General features: G+C 38.6%; 24 protein-coding genes and 1 tRNA gene. 11 read left to right on the top strand and 14 right to left on the bottom strand.

From position 1 onward, the window contains the following. Positions 1–41: 41 nt before the first annotated feature. The 3 genes from BLR37_RS18790 to BLR37_RS18780 are packed head-to-tail and all read right to left on the bottom strand — an operon-like array spanning position 42 to position 2,593. A complete protein-coding gene (locus tag BLR37_RS18790) occupies positions 42–983 on the bottom strand; it encodes an exonuclease (protein WP_090771262.1) in 942 nt (313 codons plus the stop codon). 45 nt (positions 984–1,028) lie between these two features. After that, positions 1,029–1,646 (bottom strand): dephospho-CoA kinase, encoded by a 618-nt coding sequence (coaE, locus tag BLR37_RS18785; protein ID WP_090771260.1) that lies wholly within the window; start codon positions 1,644–1,646, stop codon positions 1,029–1,031. Next, the gene (locus BLR37_RS18780; RefSeq protein WP_244154698.1) at positions 1,646–2,593 is read right to left on the bottom strand and encodes a YbbR-like domain-containing protein; all 948 of its coding nucleotides are present in this window, start codon (positions 2,591–2,593) and stop codon (positions 1,646–1,648) included. Before BLR37_RS18780 ends, coaE begins: the two co-directional genes overlap by 1 nt. A 171-nt stretch (positions 2,594–2,764) precedes the next feature. On the opposite strand from BLR37_RS18780, the gene BLR37_RS18775 reads away from it, so the two are divergent. Then, positions 2,765–3,709 carry an energy transducer TonB gene (locus BLR37_RS18775; protein WP_090771258.1) on the top strand — a complete coding sequence of 315 codons (945 nt, stop codon included), beginning with the start codon at positions 2,765–2,767 and terminating at the stop codon, positions 3,707–3,709. 53 nt (positions 3,710–3,762) lie between these two features. Here BLR37_RS18775 and yajC read toward each other — a convergent pair whose 3' ends face one another. The 4 genes from yajC to BLR37_RS18755 form a co-directional block, all read right to left on the bottom strand. Then, on the bottom strand, positions 3,763–4,077 hold the full coding sequence (gene yajC, locus BLR37_RS18770; RefSeq protein ID WP_090771256.1) for a preprotein translocase subunit YajC: 315 nt from the start codon (positions 4,075–4,077) through the stop codon (positions 3,763–3,765). 78 nt (positions 4,078–4,155) lie between these two features. Beyond that, positions 4,156–4,614: a DUF1573 domain-containing protein gene (locus BLR37_RS18765; protein WP_090771254.1), complete on the bottom strand. Its 459-nt coding sequence runs from the start codon at positions 4,612–4,614 to the stop codon at positions 4,156–4,158. A gap of 3 nt (positions 4,615–4,617) precedes the next feature. Then, positions 4,618–5,568, bottom strand: a complete 951-nt coding sequence (nusB, locus tag BLR37_RS18760) for a transcription antitermination factor NusB (protein WP_090771252.1) — start codon at positions 5,566–5,568, stop codon at positions 4,618–4,620. A gap of 49 nt (positions 5,569–5,617) precedes the next feature. Next, on the bottom strand, positions 5,618–6,706 hold the full coding sequence (locus BLR37_RS18755; protein WP_090771250.1) for a Glu/Leu/Phe/Val family dehydrogenase: 1,089 nt from the start codon (positions 6,704–6,706) through the stop codon (positions 5,618–5,620). 212 nt (positions 6,707–6,918) lie between these two features. On the opposite strand from BLR37_RS18755, the gene BLR37_RS18750 reads away from it, so the two are divergent. Beyond that, positions 6,919–8,709, top strand: a complete 1,791-nt coding sequence (locus tag BLR37_RS18750; protein ID WP_090771248.1) for an ABC transporter ATP-binding protein — start codon at positions 6,919–6,921, stop codon at positions 8,707–8,709. A 79-nt stretch (positions 8,710–8,788) separates the two neighbouring features. Then, positions 8,789–9,109 carry a DUF3276 family protein gene (locus BLR37_RS18745; RefSeq protein ID WP_039480137.1) on the top strand — a complete coding sequence of 107 codons (321 nt, stop codon included), beginning with the start codon at positions 8,789–8,791 and terminating at the stop codon, positions 9,107–9,109. 71 nt (positions 9,110–9,180) lie between these two features. Here BLR37_RS18745 and BLR37_RS18740 read toward each other — a convergent pair whose 3' ends face one another. Beyond that, positions 9,181–9,642: a DUF5362 family protein gene (locus tag BLR37_RS18740; protein ID WP_052266370.1), complete on the bottom strand. Its 462-nt coding sequence runs from the start codon at positions 9,640–9,642 to the stop codon at positions 9,181–9,183. Between the two features lie 227 nt (positions 9,643–9,869). On the opposite strand from BLR37_RS18740, the gene ychF reads away from it, so the two are divergent. Then, positions 9,870–10,970, top strand: coding sequence for a redox-regulated ATPase YchF (gene ychF, locus BLR37_RS18735; RefSeq protein ID WP_090771247.1), 1,101 nt, complete (start codon positions 9,870–9,872; stop codon positions 10,968–10,970). Positions 10,971–11,084: 114 nt separating this feature from the next. Beyond that, positions 11,085–11,630 (top strand): YcxB family protein, encoded by a 546-nt coding sequence (locus BLR37_RS18730; protein ID WP_090771245.1) that lies wholly within the window; start codon positions 11,085–11,087, stop codon positions 11,628–11,630. A gap of 206 nt (positions 11,631–11,836) precedes the next feature. On the opposite strand, the gene BLR37_RS18725 is transcribed toward BLR37_RS18730, so the two are convergent. Together BLR37_RS18725 and mgtE are read right to left on the bottom strand one after the other, a co-directional pair. Further along, positions 11,837–12,451: an HAD hydrolase-like protein gene (locus BLR37_RS18725; RefSeq protein ID WP_090771243.1), complete on the bottom strand. Its 615-nt coding sequence runs from the start codon at positions 12,449–12,451 to the stop codon at positions 11,837–11,839. Between the two features lie 9 nt (positions 12,452–12,460). After that, positions 12,461–13,837, bottom strand: coding sequence for a magnesium transporter (mgtE, locus tag BLR37_RS18720; protein WP_090771241.1), 1,377 nt, complete (start codon positions 13,835–13,837; stop codon positions 12,461–12,463). 291 nt (positions 13,838–14,128) lie between these two features. Between mgtE and BLR37_RS18715 the strand changes: the two genes are divergently transcribed. Together BLR37_RS18715 and BLR37_RS18710 are read left to right on the top strand one after the other, a co-directional pair. Next, positions 14,129–14,200, top strand: a tRNA-Arg gene (locus tag BLR37_RS18715). Positions 14,201–14,661: 461 nt separating this feature from the next. Beyond that, positions 14,662–15,021, top strand: coding sequence for a response regulator transcription factor (locus BLR37_RS18710; protein ID WP_090771239.1), 360 nt, complete (start codon positions 14,662–14,664; stop codon positions 15,019–15,021). Positions 15,022–15,165: 144 nt separating this feature from the next. On the opposite strand, the gene BLR37_RS18705 is transcribed toward BLR37_RS18710, so the two are convergent. Then, positions 15,166–16,683 carry an alpha-L-fucosidase gene (locus BLR37_RS18705; RefSeq protein WP_090771237.1) on the bottom strand — a complete coding sequence of 506 codons (1,518 nt, stop codon included), beginning with the start codon at positions 16,681–16,683 and terminating at the stop codon, positions 15,166–15,168. 205 nt (positions 16,684–16,888) lie between these two features. On the opposite strand from BLR37_RS18705, the gene BLR37_RS18700 reads away from it, so the two are divergent. After that, complete coding sequence (locus BLR37_RS18700; RefSeq protein ID WP_090771235.1) at positions 16,889–17,779, top strand: helix-turn-helix domain-containing protein; 891 nt, start codon at positions 16,889–16,891, stop codon at positions 17,777–17,779. Between the two features lie 297 nt (positions 17,780–18,076). Next, entirely contained in the window at positions 18,077–18,319 is a 243-nt protein-coding gene (locus tag BLR37_RS18695) for a hypothetical protein (RefSeq protein WP_090771234.1), read from the top strand. A gap of 36 nt (positions 18,320–18,355) precedes the next feature. On the opposite strand, the gene BLR37_RS18690 is transcribed toward BLR37_RS18695, so the two are convergent. The 3 genes from BLR37_RS18690 to BLR37_RS18680 form a co-directional block, all read right to left on the bottom strand. Then, positions 18,356–18,643: a hypothetical protein gene (locus tag BLR37_RS18690; RefSeq protein ID WP_090771232.1), complete on the bottom strand. Its 288-nt coding sequence runs from the start codon at positions 18,641–18,643 to the stop codon at positions 18,356–18,358. A 147-nt stretch (positions 18,644–18,790) separates the two neighbouring features. Then, the gene (locus tag BLR37_RS18685) at positions 18,791–19,180 is read right to left on the bottom strand and encodes a GreA/GreB family elongation factor (RefSeq protein WP_039480253.1); all 390 of its coding nucleotides are present in this window, start codon (positions 19,178–19,180) and stop codon (positions 18,791–18,793) included. A 374-nt stretch (positions 19,181–19,554) separates the two neighbouring features. Next, on the bottom strand, positions 19,555–20,523 hold the full coding sequence (locus BLR37_RS18680; RefSeq protein ID WP_090771230.1) for a hydrogen peroxide-inducible genes activator: 969 nt from the start codon (positions 20,521–20,523) through the stop codon (positions 19,555–19,557). 118 nt (positions 20,524–20,641) lie between these two features. Between BLR37_RS18680 and BLR37_RS18675 the strand changes: the two genes are divergently transcribed. Beyond that, entirely contained in the window at positions 20,642–21,061 is a 420-nt protein-coding gene (locus BLR37_RS18675) for an OsmC family protein (RefSeq protein ID WP_090771228.1), read from the top strand. 47 nt (positions 21,062–21,108) lie between these two features. Then, entirely contained in the window at positions 21,109–21,906 is a 798-nt protein-coding gene (locus BLR37_RS18670; protein ID WP_090771226.1) for an alpha/beta fold hydrolase, read from the top strand. Positions 21,907–22,124 lie beyond the last annotated feature (218 nt).

Below are 22,124 nucleotides of genomic sequence, written 5' to 3'. Positions count from 1 at the left end.
GCTAAATACCCTTAAACAAACTCATAATGAACAACTTATGACTAATTTAATATTTTAACTTCCAGTTTACCTGCAAAATAATCTCTCAGCTGTTTGCCATCACCATGCAAAGTCCATACCTGCTGTGGTTCTACCTTTTTAATGGTTTCTAAAATGGCATCCCAATCCGCATGATCAGAAATGTAAAGCGATATGCCATTTTGTTGCTGCAGGTTCTTCCAGCCTGAAGCAAAAGCCCTAACTACATTAATAGCCTTATGATAGCTGTGAAAAACCATTGGCGGCACAATATACACCTGGTATTCGTGATTATTTTTCATCACTTTGCGGTCGTACATTTTGTAACTGCCCAGTTTCATGCCGTACTCTTCGTAAATTTTAACAAAAGGCATAATGCTGTGATGAACCATTACATTTTTAGTCGGGCAATATTCGCTCAGCAACTGAATAATCCGCTGACTCTTACCCAAGGCATAAGCGCCCAGCATAATATTGGCATTGGTTAAATTGAGTTTCTTAATCTCCTCTACCGCCAAAGGGTGTTTGGTATCAGGGTTGGCAAAAGTACTTTCAGTAATGAGCACATCAGCCTTAACAAATTCGAATGGCTCGCAAGTAGTATCCGGCTCTATTTTATAATCGCCGGTATAAAGGTATTTAACGCCTTTATATTCCATCAAAACCTGCGCTGAGCCTAAAATATGCCCGGCTGAGAAAAAAGTAATGCTTACCTCTTTTATTTTAAATGATTGGTGATAAGCTTTAACATAAAAATCAACAGCTGCAAATTTACGGTAACGGTGTTTCATAAAAGCTTCAGTAGCTGCAGTGCAGTACACATTTTGGCTACCACCTATTGCATGATCGCCGTGCGCATGAGAAACTACTGCTTCTTTTACCGGCTGTTGGGGATCGAGGTAAAAATCGCCGTAAACGCAATATAAACCCGTTGGGGTAATGGTAATAAAATCTGCTAAAATCACAAGTAAGATAAAAAGATTTAAAGATTATAGGATTAGAGTAGATAGTTAAACATTGATGCTTTTGAGCGCTTCTGCAGCCTTTAAAAATTGCTGGTGTAAAGCTAAAACCTGTTCGATAATAGATTGCTGTTCGTCATTAACGATAAAATGATTGGCCAGTTTCGATTTCTCTTCATCGCTAAGTTGCTTATCCATACGGGCTTTAACCTGCTCTGCCGAAACGCCATCACGCTGCATTACCCTTTTCAGTTTAAGATCATAAGGGGCAGTTACCAGAATGTTGGTATCGCACATTTTATATGAACCACTCTCAAACAACAAAGCGGCTTCTTTTAAGGTGTATGGCGTACCTGATGGAATTGTAGCTTCCCAGGCATCGAATGCACGAAAAACTGCCGGATGTACCAGCGCATTGAGTTGTTTAAGTGCTGTTTCATTGTTAAAAACAATGCCAGCAATGTGTTTATTATTCAGTTTTCCATCTTCAAAATAACTTTCGTTGCCAAAGGCAGCTTTAACCCCCGCCACTAATACGGCATCTTTACACATGATCTCTTTGGCAACAGTATCGGCATAAAACACAGGGATTCCCAGCACTTCAAAAACTTTACATGCAGTAGTTTTACCACTGCCAATACCACCTGTTATACCTACTTTATACATTATTTTTCTACTATGAAATCTATTTTGGAGGGCATTACACTCACCAATTTACAATAATCAGGAAATTGGGTTATTTTAACAGTAAACTGGCGATGCTTTAAGTTTTGCCATTCATCAGCATCAACAGTTGCGCTAATAAAGCTATCGTCTACCTGATCGTAATTGCTTAGGGCAACCAGAAAGGTTACTTTAATTTTTTTAGGGTAAAGTTTAATGCTGTTGTAATTCCTGTTATTGATTAGTTTTAACGGCACTTCTATCGTTTTCTCGGTAAACTCATCTACAGGGAGCTTCACCTCCACCGAAGAAGGATAAATGCTTACGTTTTTATGGATGCTATGCTGCAAACCTATCCTTACGGTGGTGCTTCCCTGTATTTTATCCAGTTTTAACGTATCGGTTGGCCAGCTCTTAATTTTGGCCAGTTCTTCTACCGGTCCAGCTACTTTTACAAACTTAGGGTTGAGGATAATTTCGCTCGAGACACCATATTGTTTTACAAAATCAAGCCTGTCAATCAGTTTTACCGGCACTTTCTTCACTATTCGCTTCGTAAAATCGAAATACAGTGTATCGGGCTTAACTGAAATTACCTTTTGCGTACTTTCCAATTGCCTGTTAATGTTAAACAGCTGATCGGAAAATACGATAAAATCTTTGGTATTGAGCTGACTTAAGTTAACCGAAACCGAAGGTGGACTAATCCTTAACCTGGCAAACAGCAATTGCCAGCCTGTACCTTCTACCTGTAAATCTATCGTATCTGATTGCAATGGATAAAATGCCCTTTTGGTTGGGGTATTTTTGAATACCAGAACGGTTTTGGCAGTATAGATATATTTATTATTCAGTGCCATAAAAAGCCATGCAGCAATGGCCAGCAATAAGCAGGCTAATAAGCTGAATACACGTCTTTTTTCAATTTTAGTTAATCTAATAAAGGGCATAGCACAATTTAAGGTAGATGAGCATAGAAATTTTTAATCTCTGAACCAATAATGCCAAATGTAACAAAACTAAATAGCTGCTCAAAAACTAATATACTTAATGATAAATTAATGAAGTATACAGCAAGAGCGTAAACTGATAACTATATTCGCAGGAGATAAACAAACAACATGAAAAAGTATATATTATTAGTAATTGCTACAACATTATTGCTTAGCTCCTATGCTCAAAAACAAACAGTGGTTTCTTACTTCAAAAAAGACACAATTACTGTTAACAAAGACGATTATGATTACAAAAGAATTATAGAAGAAACCGATACACCGTCAATATACAGGTTATTCGAGTTTTACCCTGATAATAAAGCAAAAACATCAGCCAGCATTTCGAAATTTGATCCATATATTGTTTATGAAGGGCTTTGCCTGAGCTATAATAAACAAGGTGTCTTAGTTTCGAAAATTAATTTCAAAAATGGAAAACTTAGCGGAGAATGTATTTACTACTATGATAACGGAAAACTTCAAAATCTGTTTGTATACGATGAACTGGCGAACAATCCAGATAAACAACAGCGAAAATGGGTAACGGGAATAGATTCCTTGGGCAATCAATTCATTAAAGATGGTAATGGCACTTACAAAGGGACTGACAAGGAAGGGCTAACAGAAGAGGGAAATTACCTTGATGGTTATAAAAACGGTATATGGAAAGGAACCAGCGATAAGGGTAGCTATGAGGAAATCTATGAAAACGGGATTTTTAAATCAGGAAGGAGTACCTTAAAAAATGGCAAACAGATAAAATACCGTGAAATAGATCAAAAGCCAGAATTTAAAAAGGGAATTGCAGAATTTTACCAATATTTGAACTGGAATTATAAATTACCTCAGGAAGCGGAAGAAAATGGAGTTAGAGGGAGGCTTTATATCACCTTTGTGGTGGAAAAAGATGGCAGTTTAACTAATTATGAGTTTAAGAATAATTTAGGATATGGCACTCAGGAAGAAGCGGAGAGGGTTCTAAATAGCTGCCCAAAATGGATACCCGGAATGCAGCATGGTATTCCAGTGAGGGTAAAATATACAATTAATATTAATTTGCCAACGCGCTAAACTAGAAAAAGCCATCTTTTGGATGGCTTTTTCATTATCTCAGATTTAAAAACTTAAGCTTTAGCTGCAGTAACTGCTTTTGTAGCATCTAAAGAAACTGCCGATTTATCGAAACGGATTTTAGCGCCACTTTCTACTTCAATTAAGAAAGTAGTTTCGTTTAAATCTACAATTTTGCCATGAATACCTGCAGTGGTAATTACTTTATCGCCTTTACCCAATTCTGCTACTAATTTTTTATGATCTTTTGCCTTTTTAACCTGCGGACGGATCATGAAGAAGTAGAAAACTACCATGATTAGTACCATAGGTACAATTGTACCTAACATACCGCCGCCTGCTGCCTGTAAAATTACTGTTAATGTCATTTCTTGTTTTATTTGTTTTTGTGAGTAGTTGATGGTTATAATTATGCCGAAAGACAGGTTATCAAACCATCAACCAGTTTATTTTTTAGCCAGCACCTCACCTACCAAATGTACGGTAGTTGTGGTTGGGTTGGCATTTGATGTAACGGTTACCACTTTATCCTGCATACCCATTTTACCTTCGCTGTTAAATACTACGCTGATAATACCTTCTTTACCGGGCAAAATAGGCTCGCCAGGCACCTGAGGAACGGTACAACCACAGGTTGCAGTTGCATTTGAAACGATAAGCGGGCTTTTACCGGTGTTTTTCAGTTTAAAGTCGTGCTTAACTTTTTCGCCCTGCTCTATTTTTCCGAAATCGTAAATATCACGTTCGAAAACAATAACGGGTGCATCTGCAGGTGCAACTTTAGCAGTTTTTGAAGTATCGTTTCCAACCGAAACTGCCGAAGCGGTTTCTGAAGTTTGGTTATTTGCATTGCGGCAAGCTGTAAATGAAATCGCAGCAATGGCCAGGATAAATATTTTCTTCATTTTTTAGTCTTCAATTAATCCGCGGCCAATCTTTTTAATGGTATTATTTTTCTTAAGATCGCCTAAAATTTTGTCTAAAATACCGTTAATAAACGAATTACTTTTCGGTGTACTGTAATCTTTTGAAAGCTCAAGGTACTCATTAATGGTAACTTTTACCGGGATAGACGGGAAATTCAAAAGTTCGCAGATGGCCATTTTCATCAAAATGGTATCCATTAAAGCAATACGTTCCGATTCCCAGTTTTTAGTTCTGTCGGCAATCATTTCCTGGTATTTGGCATCGTTTTGCAGGGTATGCACAAAAAGATCCTGTACAAATTTGCTGTCTTCTACCCAATCGGCACTAATTTCGGTGAGTTTGTTTTTGAAAGGATCTTCTGAAGTAAAGTTTTTCAGGGTTTTGGCCACCATACCTTTCATTACCTCATGATCTACCTGCCAGTTGATAAATTTCTCTTCAAAAACCTGGATAATAGCCTGACTTTTTAAGATAATTTTACGGAAAATGTATTTGATGATATCTTTAGATGATTCTAAACTTTCATTCGGATCGGCAAGATAATCGGCATACTCTTTTGATGCTTTTAAGGCATTATAAACGGTTTTACGGATTTCAGGATCGAAACCCCAGTCTACCTTGTATTTTTTTACCGCTGCTGCATAATCAGGGTTTTGCTGCAATAAAACACTAAACTTATTGTGCAGCAATTTCATGTTCGGATTAATATCCTCAGCTGTTTTAATGTGTTTGTTTGCGCGCTCTGCAGCGTCGTTAGCAGTAAATTCGGTAACTTCTACCAATAAAGATAACATCCAGATGTACATTTCGTACACGCTGTCGATGCTTTGCATTAAAGTTTTTAAATCGCCTTTAATGTCTTTTTTGTCTGCCATGTGCCATGCAAAAATGTTTTGCAAAGCTTTGATTCTTAAGTGCCTTCTGTTTAACATGAATGTAAGAACGAGTGTGGTTTTTTAAACCTGTTTTAGTAATTATTATTTAATATGATGATTTAATTTTTTTAATATCTGCAATCCGTTTTTCGGCAATGCGGTTAGCAGCAATATTTGTTGAGATATTTTCGGCCTTGCTTAACTTAATTACACTACGTGTGGCATCGTAAATATTCTCGGTAAGCTGCACAGTACGTTTTTTACCAAAACCAGTCAGTTCAGAATAGCATGAAATTAAGCCTCCGGCGTTGATTAAATAATCTGGTGCAAATAAAATTCCTTTTTTCAACAACAATTCGCTATCTACAACCTCATCTTTTAACTGATTGTTTGCTGAACCTGCAATAATTGCAAATTTCATTTTTTCGATAGTTTTGTTGTTCACCGTAGCCCCCATTGCACATGGTGCGTAAACATCGGCTTCGGTAGTAAAAATCTTATCAGCCTCAATTGGCTTTGCCTTATACTTGCGGGCTACGTAAGTGAGTTGCTCCTGATTAATATCGCTGATTAAAACTTCGGCGTTTTCTTTTCTTAAAAGTGCTACCAAATGTTCGCCCACATTACCAATCCCTTGCACCACAATGGTTCTTCCGGCAAGCATATCTGTTCCGAAAACTTCTTTAACGCTGGCTTTAATGCCTAAGTATACGCCTTGTGCGGTAAATGGAGCGGGATTGCCGGCACCACCTATTGATTCGGGCACTCCGGTAACATAATTGGTTTCCATGCGGATATATTCCATATCGCGCGTATTGGTCCCCATTTCCTCAGCTGTAATAAATTCGCCATTCAGGTTTTTAATAAACCTGCCATAGCTGCGCATTAAAGTTTCGGTTTTGTCTTTTCTCGAATCGCCAATGATTACCCCTTTGCCTCCACCCAGGTTTAAACCTGTAATGGCAGCTTTGTAGGTCATTCCACGCGATAAACGGAGGGCATCTTCTAAGGCTTCGCTTTCAGTAGCATAGCTCCACATGCGCGTACCGCCTAAAGCAGGACCTAATGTGGTATCGTGTATCGCAATAATTGCTTTTAAACCTGTGTCGGGATCATTGCAAAAAACCAACTTTTTATGCCCGTAAGCACTTAATTGATCTAAAATGGAAAAATCTGTCTGCGAATTTGCTGGCATATGAACGTTCGGATAACCTGCTGCAAAATTAGAATAAAAAACGATTATTACATGTATTTAACGAAACTATAACAAAATTAATTCTGCCGTGCTAAACCTTGTAGTTCTAAAAGCCCCGGGCTTAAGAAAAATATGTCATTAATTTTTAAAGCTTAAACACCGATACATAAATATGCTGTTTGAAATAACAAATTTATCTAAGTTTGTACTACATGAAACATCTGAGCCGATTAAATAAGTACTTTCTAAAATACAAGTGGTGGATTATTCCGGGGAGTATTTTCGTAGTAATTTCGAATATTTTTGGTGTAGTGCCTGCCCAGGTGATTGGCTATGCTGTTGACCTGATTACTGAAAATATCCAGATTTTTAACCTGTTTAGCGGTTTTGACCGTCAGGCTATTATTTACGATATTTTTAGCAGCAACCTGTTATACTTTGGCTTACTGGTTATAGCACTTTATTTAATGCGTGGTTTGTTTTTATTCTTTATGCGGCAAACTATTATTTTAATGTCGCGGCATATTGAATTCGATATGAAAAACGATATTTATCAGCATTATCAGGAGCTGAGTTTAGGTTTTTACCGCCGCAACAACACCGGCGATTTAATGAACCGGGCTACTGAAGATGTGAACCGCGTACGGATGTATGTTGGCCCGGCCATCATGTACACCATTAACACCTTTGTATTATCTGTGCTCATAATCTGGTCGATGTTTGATGTAAACTCCAAACTGGCCATCTACTGTTTACTTCCCCTGCCCTTTCTGGTGATCATTATCTATTATGTAAACACGCTTATCTTTAAAAAGAGTGGAAAGATACAGGAGCGTTTATCAGACCTGTCGAGTTTTGTTCAGGAACGCTTTTCGGGTATCAGGATTATTAAATCGTATGTGCGTGAAGATTATACGCGCAACATGTTCGAAATACAGAGTAATGAGTATAAAAAAGATTCAATGGGTTTGGTAAGGGTTTCGGCTTTGTTTTACCCTACCATGTTGCTGCTCATTGGCCTGAGTACTATTTTAACCATATATATTGGCGGTATACAGGTAATGAATGGCAGTATTACTGCCGGTAATATTGCCGAATTTATCATTTACATTAACCAGTTAACTTTTCCGGTAACGATGCTGGGCTGGGTAACTTCGTTAATACAAAGAGCGGCGGCATCACAAAAAAGGATTAACGAATTTCTGGACATTCCTTCCGATATCCAGTCGACTGAAACTGATGATCGCGAATTGGCAGGAAATATTAAATTCGACCAGGTAAGCTTTACTTATCCGGATACTGGCATAGAAGCACTCAAAAATGTAAGTTTTGAAATAAAAAGCGGCGAATTTGTTGCAATTATTGGTAAAACCGGCTCGGGAAAATCTACATTAGCCAACCTGATTATGCGGATGTACGACGTAGAAAACGGCCAGATTGATGTTGATGGTAAAAATATCAAGGCATTGAACCTGAAAGATTACCGCGGGCAAATTGGCTTTGTACCACAAGAAGTTTTCCTTTTTTCGGATACAATTAAAAACAACATCGCCTTTGGTTTAGATACGGTTACGGATGAGGAAGTTTACACAGCGGCCAAAAATGCATCGGTTTATAACAACATTATCGATTTTGACGAAAAGTTCGAAACCATGCTCGGCGAACGGGGTATAACGCTCTCCGGCGGACAAAAGCAGCGTGTTTCTATTGCCCGGGCGCTGATCAAATCACCTAAAATTTTAATTTTCGACGATTGTCTTTCGGCAGTTGACACGAAAACAGAGGAAGAAATCTTACAAAACCTGGGTAAAATTATGCATGGAAAAACCAGTATTTTAGTTGCTCACAGAATTTCTACCATAAAAAATGCGGATAAAATTTTAGTGCTCGATGACGGAAAAATCATCGAACAAGGCACACACAATGAATTACTTAGTAAAAATGGCAGTTATACGGAGCTTTATAACAACCAACTTTTAGAAGAAGAAAGCCGCACGTTTTAAATTGTATTAAAATTGTATTTTGAACTTTAAATATTTGCTTTATATTTACCGAAACCAAAAACCAACATCAATACCAACCATGGGAGAATTCGACAACAAGGAAAGAGAAGAAGTTTTTTCAAAGAAAGTAAGAGCAGGTAAGAGAACTTATTTCTTCGACGTGAAGGCTACGAGATCGGGTGATTATTATTTAACAGTTACCGAAAGCAAGAAAAGATTAGAAGACGGTGTATTTGTAAAACATAAAATCTTTTTATACAAAGAAGATTTCGAAAAATTTGCTGAGGGCCTGAACGAAACTGTTGATTATATCAAAACCCACCAGGATGTGGTTGAAAAACGTTACGAATATTCAGAAAACGGAGAACATAGCAGATCAGGTGATGATTTTTCTTTCTAAGTAATATAATTTCACAAAAAAGCCTTTGCAAAGTAAAAATTGCAAAGGCTTTTTTATGCGCTGTATTTATTTTAACGTACAGCCAGGCCTGCCCCTACTAAGAATACCAGTAAAAAATAGCCGACAATAACGGCGATGGTAATGATTCCCCAAAATTTAAACAGGGATTTCAAACTCAATATAGCGGTATCTAAACTTTCCTGATCGCCAAATAATACGCCTTGTTTTCCCTTATTGGCCAATCTGAACAATAAAATGCTCGGATAGAAATAAAACAAACCCAATAGCAAATAAACAACCGTTACGATGGTTGCACCTCCCTGCCCCAGCGGAGCAAACTGTTTAGCCAGGCCCGGGTTTCCCGAAATAATTGAAGGTATGCTTAGTGCTGCCAAAATGATAAATGCGGCAAATATAAAACCAACAATCGATAAGAATTTGGCCCATTTTGTAATATCGTAAAGATAGCTCCGCATTTCTTCGGTAACGATTAATTTTACCTCCTGAGGCACGTCTTGTTCTAAATCTTCCATGTGTGTGATCTGTAATTTTTGTTAAACTTAGATAAAATATCGATCTGCCACAAATTACAGCCTTTATTTAAAGGTTTTAAAAGCTTATCTTTGCCCGATTTTTAGGCGGAAGGCGGAAGGCGGAAGGCGGAAGGCGGAAGGCGGAAGGCGCAGAAGTATGGAGTATAGGTTTTGAACTATGAACCATCAACTAAAAAACTATTGACTATAAAATAACTAAAATATAAATGGCATTACAATGTGGTATTGTGGGTTTACCAAATGTTGGTAAATCGACTCTTTTTAACTGTTTATCAAACGCAAAAGCGCAGGCAGCAAACTTTCCCTTTTGCACTATTGAGCCCAATGTTGGCGTAATTACAGTACCTGACGACAGGTTGACTAAACTTGCTGAACTGGTTAAACCAAACAAAGTACAGCCTAATACCATCGAAATTGTAGATATTGCCGGTTTAGTAAAAGGAGCATCGAAAGGTGAAGGTTTAGGAAACCAGTTTTTAGGAAACATCCGTGCAACGAATGCAATTATACACGTTTTACGTTGTTTTGATGATGGTAACGTAATCCACGTAGATGGTTCTGTTGATCCGATCCGTGACAGGGAAATTATTGATACCGAATTACAGCTTAAAGATTTGGATACTGTTGATAAACGCATCCAAAAGGTTGAAAAAATGGCTAAAACAGGTGGCGATAAGGATGCAAAACGTACATACGAAATTTTAACTGTAGTAAAATCTCACCTGGAAAGCGGAAAATCTGTTCGTACGGCGCCATTAGCCCCTGAAGATTTCGATTTCATACTGGATTTGGGTTTACTTACGCAAAAACCTGTAATGTATGTGTGTAATGTAGATGAAGCATCGGTTGTTACCGGCAATAAATATGTTGATCTGGTCAAAGCGAATGTTGCTGATGAAAATGCTGAGGTTTTGGTTATTTCTGCTAAAATTGAGTCGGAAATTGCTGAACTGGAAAGCTATGAGGAACGTCAGGAGTTTTTAGCTGATTTAGGTTTAACTGAATCGGGTGTAAACAAACTGATTCGTGCAGCTTATAAATTATTAAACCTTTACACTTACTTTACTGCAGGTGTGCAAGAAGTACGTGCCTGGACGATTACTAAAGGTTTTACGGCACCACAGGCCGCTGGTGTAATCCACACTGATTTTGAAAAAGGTTTTATCCGCGCAGAGGTAATTAAATACAACGATTTCGTAACCCTGGGTTCAGAAAATGCATGTAAAGATGCAGGTAAACTGGGTGTAGAAGGTAAAACTTATGTAGTGGAAGATGGAGACATCATGCACTTCAGGTTTAATGTTTAAACCAAGGTACAAAGAAGATTTTTCAAAATCATAATAGAAATAAAGCCGCCTGAAGAAGGCGGTTTTTTTATTTTTTAATATTTACTCACAAGAAAAAACTTATAAACAAACTAAATGACGCTCAATTTCATCATAACCGAAGAAGATTACTTACAATCAAGACTTTTCATTTCTTCAAAAAACAAAACAGTAAAAAGAGCCAGAAAAAGGAATTGGCTCATCCTTAGTGGAGCTTTTTTTATCGCTAGTTTAATTTCTTTTCTTCCAGATGACAGGTTTTTAGGCTATTATTTTTTCATAATTGCGATACTTACTTTGCTATTTTATCCTAAATACCAAAAAAGAGTATACAAGCGGCACTATAAAAAATTTGTTAATGAGAACTTAAGCCACCATTTCAATGAATCTGCAACAATTACTTTCAATACAGATTCGGTTGAAATGACTGACAAAACAGGTTATACTCAGATGAAACTTACAGAAATAGACCAGGTTACTGAAATTGAAAAATATTTTTACCTCAGAACTAAATCCAATCAATATTTAATTATCCCCAAAGACCGATTAAGTGAATTGGATAATGTCAGATCTTTTTTCGTAAGCCTGGCTAAACAATTAAATATCGAGTTTATTACAGAATTAAACTGGAAATGGAATTAGTGGAGGGTTACACCAACATTTGTCATCCTGAGCAGAGTCGAAATGCTTTATTAAGTAACGTTATTTTATTCTGATTATCATGACATAATCCAATAGGAAGGGCGTCATTCCTGCGAATGTAGGGATCTTAAAACCTTTTGTATTAAGATTCCCAGTCAAGCTGGGAATGACGATTCCAACTATAAAAAGAATAACAAATTCAGTTATTAAACCTCTAACCCATAAGCTGCCAGCTGTGCTTTGGTGTCTTCGTAATCAGTATGGTGTATGCCTTTTAAGCCCAATTGTTCTGCAACCTGCACAAACAGCATCCTGTCGTCGATATACAAACTGGTATCTACATCGCTTTGCGAAATATCGATGGCTACTTTAAAAATATCGGCATCGGGCTTACGGAAATGCACAAAGCTGGATGAAACGAAGAAATCGACAAATTCATTTAGCTTAAAGGTATTGATGCGGTATTGATTCAGCTCGCGACCTTCATTACTGATTACCGCAACTTTAAGGTTGTATTTCTTCTTCAAATCGCAAATCAGCTGGATCATTTCGGGGTAAGCCAATGATTTTTTGAACATAAATTCTTTAAAATCATCGTAACTGAAGCTCCGCTCTTCAAAGAACACGATACGCTCGAGGTATTCATCCAAAGTAAGTTTCCCTACTTCATAGGTATCAAAAGTAAGGTGATGACGTTCTTCGAGATCAACTGAATCGAGGTTAAAAAGCACTGAAGCTTCACCCCTTGCCCGCCTGTCCCAGCCGTTGGTTAATAAAACGCCTCCGATATCGGTAAAAAGTGTGGTAATTTTCTTTTGCATGGTTTAGATCTATAATAATACGCCTTTTAAAAACAATACGGCAAAACTGAAATATATAATCAACCCGGTTACATCAACCAGTGTGGCTACAAAAGGAGCTGAAGATGTAGCAGGGTCGGCACCAAGCTTTTTGAGCAGAATTGGTAGCATTGAGCCACTAAGCGAACCCCACAATACTACAAATATTAACGATACACTAATGGTTGCCGCAATAAGGATCCAGTGCTCACCGTATACATTGGGTGCAGCCACATGCCACACAAAAATACGCAGGAAGCCTATCAAGCCTAAACACAAGCCCAAAAGGAAGCCTGAGGTAATTTCACGATTCATTACCCGCCACCAGTCTTTAATGGTTACTTCGCCCAATGCCATGGCCTGGATAATTAGCGTAGAGGCCTGCGAGCCACTGTTTCCACCGCATGAAATAATTAAGGGAATAAACAGGGCCAATACGGTAGCCTTGTGGATTTGTCCTTCGAAAAAGCCCATCGCCGTAGCGGTAAGCATTTCGCCAACCATTAAAATGGCCAGCCAACCCACGCGTTTTTTAACGAGGTTAAAGATAGAGGTATCGAGATAGGGTTCATCCAAAGCCTCGGTACCCCCTATTTTATGCATATCTTCGGTATATTCTTCGTTGGCAATCCACAAAATATCATCAACGGTTACAATACCCAAAAGAATGTTGTTTTCATCTACTACCGGTAAAGCCACCCGGTTATTCATCCTGAAAATGTTAATGGCATCTTCCTGCGGATCGTTAGCCTTTAAGGCGATGAAGCGTCTGTCGGTTAATTCGCCAATAATGGCTTCAGGATCGGCCAGTAACACTTCTCTGATCCTGATATCGTCCAATAATACGCCTTCTTTATCGATTACGTATACCACATCAATGGTTTCGGAGTTTTTACCGTAACGCCTGATGTGCGCCAGAACCCGTGCAATTGACCATTCGGGCTTAACGGCAATGTAATCGGGGGTCATTAACCGGCCAATACTGTATTCGTTATAACCTAAAAGGGTAAGCGACTCATTACGTTCCTGCGGAGGTAAAAGTGTAATCATTTTCTTTACCACATCGCCTTTTAGCTCACTAAAAAGTGCTGTACGGTCATCAGGTGGCAGATCTTTAATAATCTGATTCAGCTTATTGCCTGAAAGTTTTTTGATGATACGCTCCTGAGTTGGAAAATCAAGAATCCGGAAAACGTTTACGGCCCTGTTTATGGAGAGGGTTTCGATAAATTTGGCAGCGTACTGCGGCAGCTCGTCAATAAGTTGTTCAACATCCGAAATGTTCAGTTGGTCGAGATATTGCTTTAAAGCTTTATCGTTTTCCTTTTCAAGCAGTTCCTGAATCTCTTCTACAACCATTTCTTCCATAAACAACTATTTTTTTGTTACATGCCTAAACCTCTATTAACGGTTCGCAAAGGTGCATTTTTATTTCTAAAAAAGCCAGTGCCGGGGCTTTAAAAATCGTTAAGCAGGCACTAAATTGAAAAATACGGGGCCAGAAACCGCGGCTATAGAAAACAGAGACAATGATTTAATTATTTTTTAACACAAAATAAAACCTGAGGTTCAAAAAGCCAGCTGCTTTTATATTTAATGACTAAAAATAGCCGATTTATTTTGATTAAATGATTTTGATTTTTCTATATTTGCAGCCTTGCTCCCGTAGTTCAATGGATAGAATTATGGTTTCCGGTACCATCGATATGAGTTCGAATCTCGTCGGGAGCACAAACGAGACAAATCAGTTTTCAAGCTGCTTGTCTCGTTTTTTTTATCTCCTAGACCGATATTTATCAAATATATTAGCTCAGCTCCTCCATTCAATAAGTTATTATCTAAAGCTTACGAGATTTAATCAGGCAGCTAGACATGCTATCACATTGTGGTAACTTTAAAGAATGGATTGAAAATTATTATGGTAGAATTAAGCTTACATCCTTAATGAAAGCCCCAAACTAACCTATTTATTAATTATCCTTGTTGAGCATTTATATTTTTTAAGCATTTTCAGTGCTGAAATTACGGGAGACACACAAGGGCATAAAAACAAGCAATGTAAGCACAGAATTACAAAACCACGTCAATATCAAAGTACACTATTTTTTTGTGATGTCTAAAAAAAATGATATTTTGAGTTATTAAACGCTCTACTGTAATATCACAGACTAAGCGGCTTACTTCTATAGCATATGAATAAGAAAATCCTGGTAGTTGATGATGACCTGTTTTTGCTTGGATCTCTGGAATTATTGCTTTCAGATGAGGGCTACATTGTCAGTTTAGTCGATAAGTCATCGCTGATTAAAGACTCGCTCGTTGCTTTCAATCCCGATTTAATTATTATGGATATTTGCCTGGATGATGCCGACGGAAGGGAAATTTGTGATAAAATTAAAAATTCGTGGCTTACCGCTCAAATCCCAATAATTTTAATGACTGCCCTTTCGCATAAAAAAATCAGTGAATTAGATTGTCTGGCCGATGCTATTATCGGAAAACCCTGTAATTATGATACGCTGCTTAAGACAATTTCTGATTTGATAAAATAGAAACTGGTTAGCAGAAAAATGCCTGCAAAAACGAGACAAACCGGCTTTTAACCTGTTTGTCTCGTTTTTTATTTTAATTATTGCTTTAAATCTACCTTTTAATTAAAGTTATTTTCGTCAGCAAACGATTTTTTGGCTTTGCTGCTATTTCTTAAATTCTACTTTAAATCCGGTTACCTGCCAGGCCGGATAATTTTCAGGCTTTTTTATCAGCAGCAAATCATCGCGCTGCTCCCAGTTCAGCTTTTGCTTACTACCCAGCAAAGTAACTGCGCTTATTGGCTTAGTCAGATATTTCGAGTTCCGTCCCAACAGTTTCATCTCAATATCCCCCTGCGGAACGTTTAAACAAAATGCAAAAAGATCGTTTCCTTTAGTGGTGTAGCGGATATCTGCAGCCTGATATTCGCGCGTATCTGTTAAGCCGCCAAAACGACCTTTTGTCTGGTTCGATTTAAGGGTTGAAGGTCCTTCGCCATACACTTTCCAGGGGCGCGTGGCGTAAATCCCTTCGCCATTCAGTTTAATCCATTCACCTATTTCAGTTACAACTTTAACCACATCGGGCTCCAGGTCGCCCTCAGGAGTTTGCACAACATTAATTAATAAATTGCCGTTTTTGCTCACAATATCTATTAAAAGCTGCGCAATTTCATTCGCACTTTTGTATTTCTGTCCGGTTCTGTAATACCAGTCGCCTATTGAGGTATCGGTTTGCCAAGGGAAAGGACTGATCGAATCGAGTACGCCACGCTCAACATCCTGTGCCCATTTACCCTCAGATGGTTCTTTAGGGGTATAAACAGCTTCGAGCTTACCTTTATTTTTAGCCATATCCTGATTATAGTAATGTGCTACCATGGTGCGGCCAATGTCCTCAAACGGAAGCTTGCTATCTGAGTAAAGCAAATCGGGATGATAGTTATCAACGAGTTCGGTTACGTATTCCAGCCATTTTTTTTGCCAGCCGGGATTATTGGTAATCCATTCATTAATGTTGCTCGAATCGGCTGGTAAATGATAAAGATCTGCATATTGCGGATCACGTCCATCATAAGGAATGCCAGCAAACTGTCCGGTTTTATCTGCCCCATGACTGGGTTGAAACCAGTTAAAACTGGCTGCGAGATGCTCTGAAACGCCAAAACGCAGTCCTTCTTTTTTAGCTGCCTTTTGCCACAGCCCCACCACATCTTTCTGCGGCCCCATTTTTACCGAATTCCACCTGTGGATTTTAGAATTCCACAAAAAGAACATATCATGATGTGAGCCCATACTTACAAAATACTTTGCTCCGGCTTTCTTATAAAGAGCCATTAATTGCTCCGGATTCCACTTTTCTGCTTTCCACAATGGGATTATATCCTTGTAACCAAATTTAGAGGGTGTTCCATAATGCGCTACATGGTATTTGTTCTGGCCGCTGCCCTGCATATACATGTTTTTGGCATACCAATCGCCTTGCCTGGGAACGGCCTGCGGCCCCCAATGAGACCAGATTCCGAATTTTGCATCACGAAACCAATCCGGATATTGATATTGCTTTAAGGATTCGTCTGTCGGCTTAAATTTCTGAGGTTCAATGCGGGTGTTGTTTTGCTGCGCCTGAACATTTATCGACATGAAAAATGCCGTAATCATTACAACTAATGTTTTTTTCATTTATGGTTTCTTTAAATTTTGAATGTTAAATTTTACTGCACCGAAAGCTGCGGAGCACAAAAATATGAGCAGCATGCAGCCAGACAATTGTGTTCAGGATGTTTCATATATTTGGCTATTACATTCAAAAATAAGTATCTTATCCGATCTAAATTTGATTAAAACAGACTATTTATTGTAAAAATCCGACATTTTATTAAAAAAAATGGCCAAAAGAATTCTTCAAAATACTTTTTCTTTACTCAATGTAGATTATGTAAAACTTTCTGCCAAATGGGATTACCGCAATGTAATTAGCCCCTATTACCGCATTTATTACATTGATGAAGGATCAGGAGCAATATCTGATCAGCAACAAAGTTTGCAGCTCGAAGCAGGCTATCTCTATATTATTCCAAGCTTTACTTTGTGTAATCTCCATTGCAACAGTTTTCTAAGTCAGTATTTTGCCCAGTTTTTTGAAGAATCTGCAGATGGGACATCCCTCTTTGCACATAGGCGGGCCATATCCAGAATCAAGGCCAGTTCAATGGATATTGACCTTTTTAAGCGTTTACTCGAAATTAACCCCGGCCGGGGCATTAACCGGTCTGACGACCCCAAAATATATGAAAAGAACATTTTTTATAAGGAATACCAGGAATTAAATAACCGGCAGAGTTTGGCAGCTTACCTGGAAACACAAGGAATATTGCTGCAACTGATGGGCCGTTTCTTGCAACCCCAATTTTACTTAAAACAGGAATCGCACCCGAAAACCCCAGTTAAAATAGCCGAAACGGTAAATTATATTTTAATTAACCTGAATCAGGATCTATCGGTAACAGTACTAGCCTCGCGTATAAATCAACATCCCGATTACTTTTCGCGCTTGTTTAAAACCTTTACCGGCGAGCGCCCGGTTAATTATGTACTTGGCAAGCGCATAGAACGCGCCCAATACCTACTCGCCACCAGCCAGTTAAGCTATTCTGAAATTGCAAACCAAACGGGTTTTGATAACCTTTCGTACTTTTCCAAATCGTTTAAAAAAATTACGGGCATGTCGCCCGGAACTTATAAAAAACAGGTTTATAAAGTGGGTTTTACCTTATAAAAAATGATTAAAAGCTATTTAAACCTTCAACAGAACCGGGTTATTGAAGTGGAAAAGGTTTTTTTTGCTGAAATGGAAATAAAAAAGCCACGACATCCATCGTGGCTCTTATCAACTAACCTAAACTTTATAAATACTAACCAAATATTTATGCTGCAAAGCTAATGCGCCTGCATTAAGCAGATATTAAGTGATTATTAACTATAATAAACCACACAAAAACATAACATTACCACAGCAATGAGTTAAAACAGCCATCCTTATTTTGCAGCAACATTAAGCAATACAAAAATCAGTATGGAAAAAACGGCAAATACCATCAGTACCGATCTGCAAAAATTCATTGATAAATTCGAACCGGCTAAATTCAAGCTCATGACTAAAGGAATTGAGATCAGGGGCATTAACGATTTGCCCAAAAACATTAGTCAGGCGAGGGCACTGATCGAGAGCATGAAACTTAACTTAATGGTGGTACATCATGCCGGGATGCTGGCTTACAGAGCATTTGAAGTAAATGTAATTCCACCGGCTGCATAAAAAACAAAAGCCCTGCAAAATGCGGGGCTTTAATATTTAATTCAGCTGTTCTCTGGACAAGCCGTGAATAACCACACTGCCCAAAACAATATCTGCCTTGAAGAAAACAAACTCCAGGTCTGCATAGAGGTGCACACCTGCAGTAAGCAATATCTGCCGTGCAAACTCAGCCATGGCTGCCTGATCGTTAAACGACATATCATCGGGAATTAACAATGCAATTACATTAGGCTCGCTTACCTTTACTTCAATATCAAACTGAGTAACCAGGCCCATTATTTTCTTCGCTACCGCAGCCAGTTCATTTGCTGTAATTTTAGCCATATTGTTCTATTCGTTTAATTTACCTGCACTAATCAACATCATCTAATCCTTACCTGCAAATATAAAAAAACGGTAATTGCATCCAACTTTTGGCTAAATACAGAAACTAAACCACGAGGTGTTAATGCTGCCCTTGGTTGATTTATTTTATTCGTTTGGTGGCACAACATCTGTAATGCTAAAGACTTTTAGTCCGGCAGGAACTTTCCATTGCACAGTATCGCCTTTCCTAAAACCAATCAATGCTGCCGCGATAGGTGTTGTAACCGAGATTTTCTTTTCTTTGATATTGGCATATTGTGGCAGCACAATGGTAAGGGCTGTAGTTTCACCTGTGGCCTCGTCGGTTATCCACACCCGGGCATTTAATCTGATGCCATGTGCAGGAAATGCTTCCTTTTTAATGATAATTGCCCTGCTTAGCTCTGCCGAAAGCGACATTTCATCACTTCCAGCATTTTGTTTACTAAAATAAGGCTTAAGGAGGTTATAGTCCTCCTGGGTGATAATCACCGGGTTGCTCTCGTTTGGATTCATATTTATTGTTTTTAAATGGATTCGAAATTGAAAAAAACACAAACGCGGCAATATATCGCCAATGGCGTCCTTATTTTTTTAAATAAATTGCTGTTGTGTTGTGTTTAACCCCAAACCAGGGATGGTATGTTATAGGCTTGGGGCAAAATGATCAAAATCCTTAAAGCTGGGGATGTAGAAAAGCCCGGCTGAAAAGCTATTGTTGCCCGATTTTCGAAGCACGTGCAAACTATACCTGTTGCAACTTAAGGCAAAAGGTTTAGGATTTGTGATTATATGGTTACTACAAGGCTTCAATTAATCCAAATATAACCTTTATGGTGCTAGTCTGCAAACTGACTATCCTCAAATAACACAAAGATGACCTGTTGCAGTTAAAGTTTACTTACCGAACTGATAAAGTATGGCGAATCGTTCCACCTTATTTTTTTATAGCTAAAATCTTTTTTGAGTGCTTCAGGGAGGCAATCCCACACGGCCTGACTCATTTTTTCGAGCAGCAGCTTTTTAGAAAAGGTATCGGATACTACAAAACTGATTTCCCTTACCGGCTTAGGGTCTTTGAAAGTTTTAAAGAGTGCGGTTTCTTTCTCGTTGATGATTGAAAGTGCCGGAATAATGGCAAAGCCTAGCTTGGCGCGTACGAGGTTTTTCAGTGTTTCGATCGAAGAGATATCATAACTGAACTGTTCTTTTATTTTACCCGGCTCCTTGATTCCGCAAATATCCAATAGCTGGGCATTGTAGCAGTACTCGTTCTGCAAGAGCAACAGTTCGGGCTTATCATCAGGTTGCAGTTCGTAAAAATCATCGTTGGCCATCGGGTGGTTTTCATTTAAATACGCTACAAAAGGTTCTTTAAAAATGACATGTTCAACCAGGTTTGGATGTCCTGTTGGCGTTGCCATAATGGCCACGTCGATTGCTCCTGTTTCTACATCCTGCATCAGCTGACCTGTATTGGCCTCTTTAATTACAAAATGTACTTTGGGTGCAATGGTTTTCATAGCACTGATAAATAAGGGAATAAGATATGGCGATAAGGTTGAAATTATGCCCAGTTTCAATTCACCTTCGAGCAGGTTTTTCTGATTGATTACAAAATCGCGGATTTCATCGGTTTCGCGCAAAATTTTCCTGGCCCGGTTAATAATCTCCTTACCCAGTACTGTTGGTGTTAGCGGCACCTTGTTGCGATCGAAAATTTTAATGCCAATTTCTTCTTCCAGGTTTTTGAGTTGTATGGTAAGTCCGGGTTGTGTTACCATGCAAACTTCTGCCGCCCGTGCAAAGTGACGTTCCTCATCCAATGCCACTACGTATTTCAATTGCTGAATAGTCATGATTATAAATTTTATTTATAAAGATATAAAATTATCAATTTGATTTATGAACGTAGCCGCAATAAATTTGTTCCAACAAAAAAGATCAATCACTATAAACATTTAAAAAATTAAGATCATGAAATTTACAAGAACAGCAAACGCCAATTGGAAAGGTACAGGAATGGATGGAAAAGGAACCATCAGCACCCAAAGTACTACTTTAGATCAGACACAATTATCATTTAAAACCCGTTTTGCGGAAGGTGTTGGCACCAACCCCGAAGAACTGATTGCCGCAGCACATTCTGGTTGTTTTACCATGCAACTGAGCTTCCTGTTAAGCGAGGCAGGTCTGGTTCCCGAAAACCTGGATACCAAAGCCAATGTAACTTTTGAGAATGGCACCATTACCTTAATCCACCTTGAATTAACCGGTAGTGTTGCAGGAATTGATGAAGAAGAATTTAAAGCCTTCGCACAAAAAGCAAAAGAAATTTGTCCGGTATCAAAATTATTAAATACCGAAATCACATTATCAGCTTCGCTATCAGCCTAAATCAAGTTAAACAATACAATTAGTTAAACCTTATAATTTTAAACAAAATGAAAACAACAATAAAAGGACAATTGCATGCATTTTTCATGTTCGCCATCGTATTTTTTACAGCTTTATTTTCGGTTAGTGATGTAGCCGCACAAAGCAAAGGCCCAATTAAAAACGTTGTACTGGTGCATGGTGCCTTTGCCGACGGTTCGGGATGGAGATCCTTATACGAAGTATTAACTCAAAAAGGTTATCAGGTAACGGTAGTACAAAACCCTTTAACTTCGCTTGAAGATGATGTGGCAGCTACTAATGCTGTACTCGATAAACAAGATGGCCCAACCATTCTGGTAGGCCACTCGTGGGGCGGAACGGTAATTACACAAGCTGGTAACCACCCCAAAGTTGCAGGTTTGGTTTATGTAGCGGCTTTACAGCCCGATAATGGTGAGACCTCCTTACAATGGCTGCAAACTGCGCCACCGGCACCAGAAAACGGCGTTTTAAACGCTGACGATAAAGGCATCATTTATTACGATAAAGCCAAATTCCATGCAGGTTTCTGTGCAGATATCAGCAAAGCCCAGTCCGATTTTATGTATGCTTCGCAAGGTGCTTTTCATGCCAAAGGTTTCTTAGCCCCCATCACTAAAGCGGCCTGGAGAGATAAACCAGCTTACGCAGTGATTGCAACTGAAGATAAAAGCATCAATCCTGAGATCCAACGTGCGATGTACAAACGCTCAAACACCAAAACTACCGAAATTAAAGGCAGCCATGTGGTTTTCATTTCTCAACCTAAGGCAGTGGCTGAGGTAATTATTAACGCATCGAAAGAAATTGCCGGTAAAAACTAAGGAAAAAATTAACAAATCTAACAGGTGGGTGATGACACCCACCTGTAGCGTGTGCTATTGGGCGGTGTCTCCACCGCCCATTTGATATTTTATTGAAATTAAGACAGTTTCTAAGTAATTAAAGTATTTTTAAAGAGCTTGTATCATAGATTGTTTAGCAAATTGTAACGTCGAGCCCGGCCCGTGCTGAGCTTCACGAAGTATCGAAACACTTCATA

This window comes from Pedobacter soli (assembly GCF_900101435.1).
Taxonomy (GTDB): domain Bacteria; phylum Bacteroidota; class Bacteroidia; order Sphingobacteriales; family Sphingobacteriaceae; genus Pedobacter; species Pedobacter soli.
This window is presented reverse-complemented; position numbering and strand designations above follow the sequence as displayed.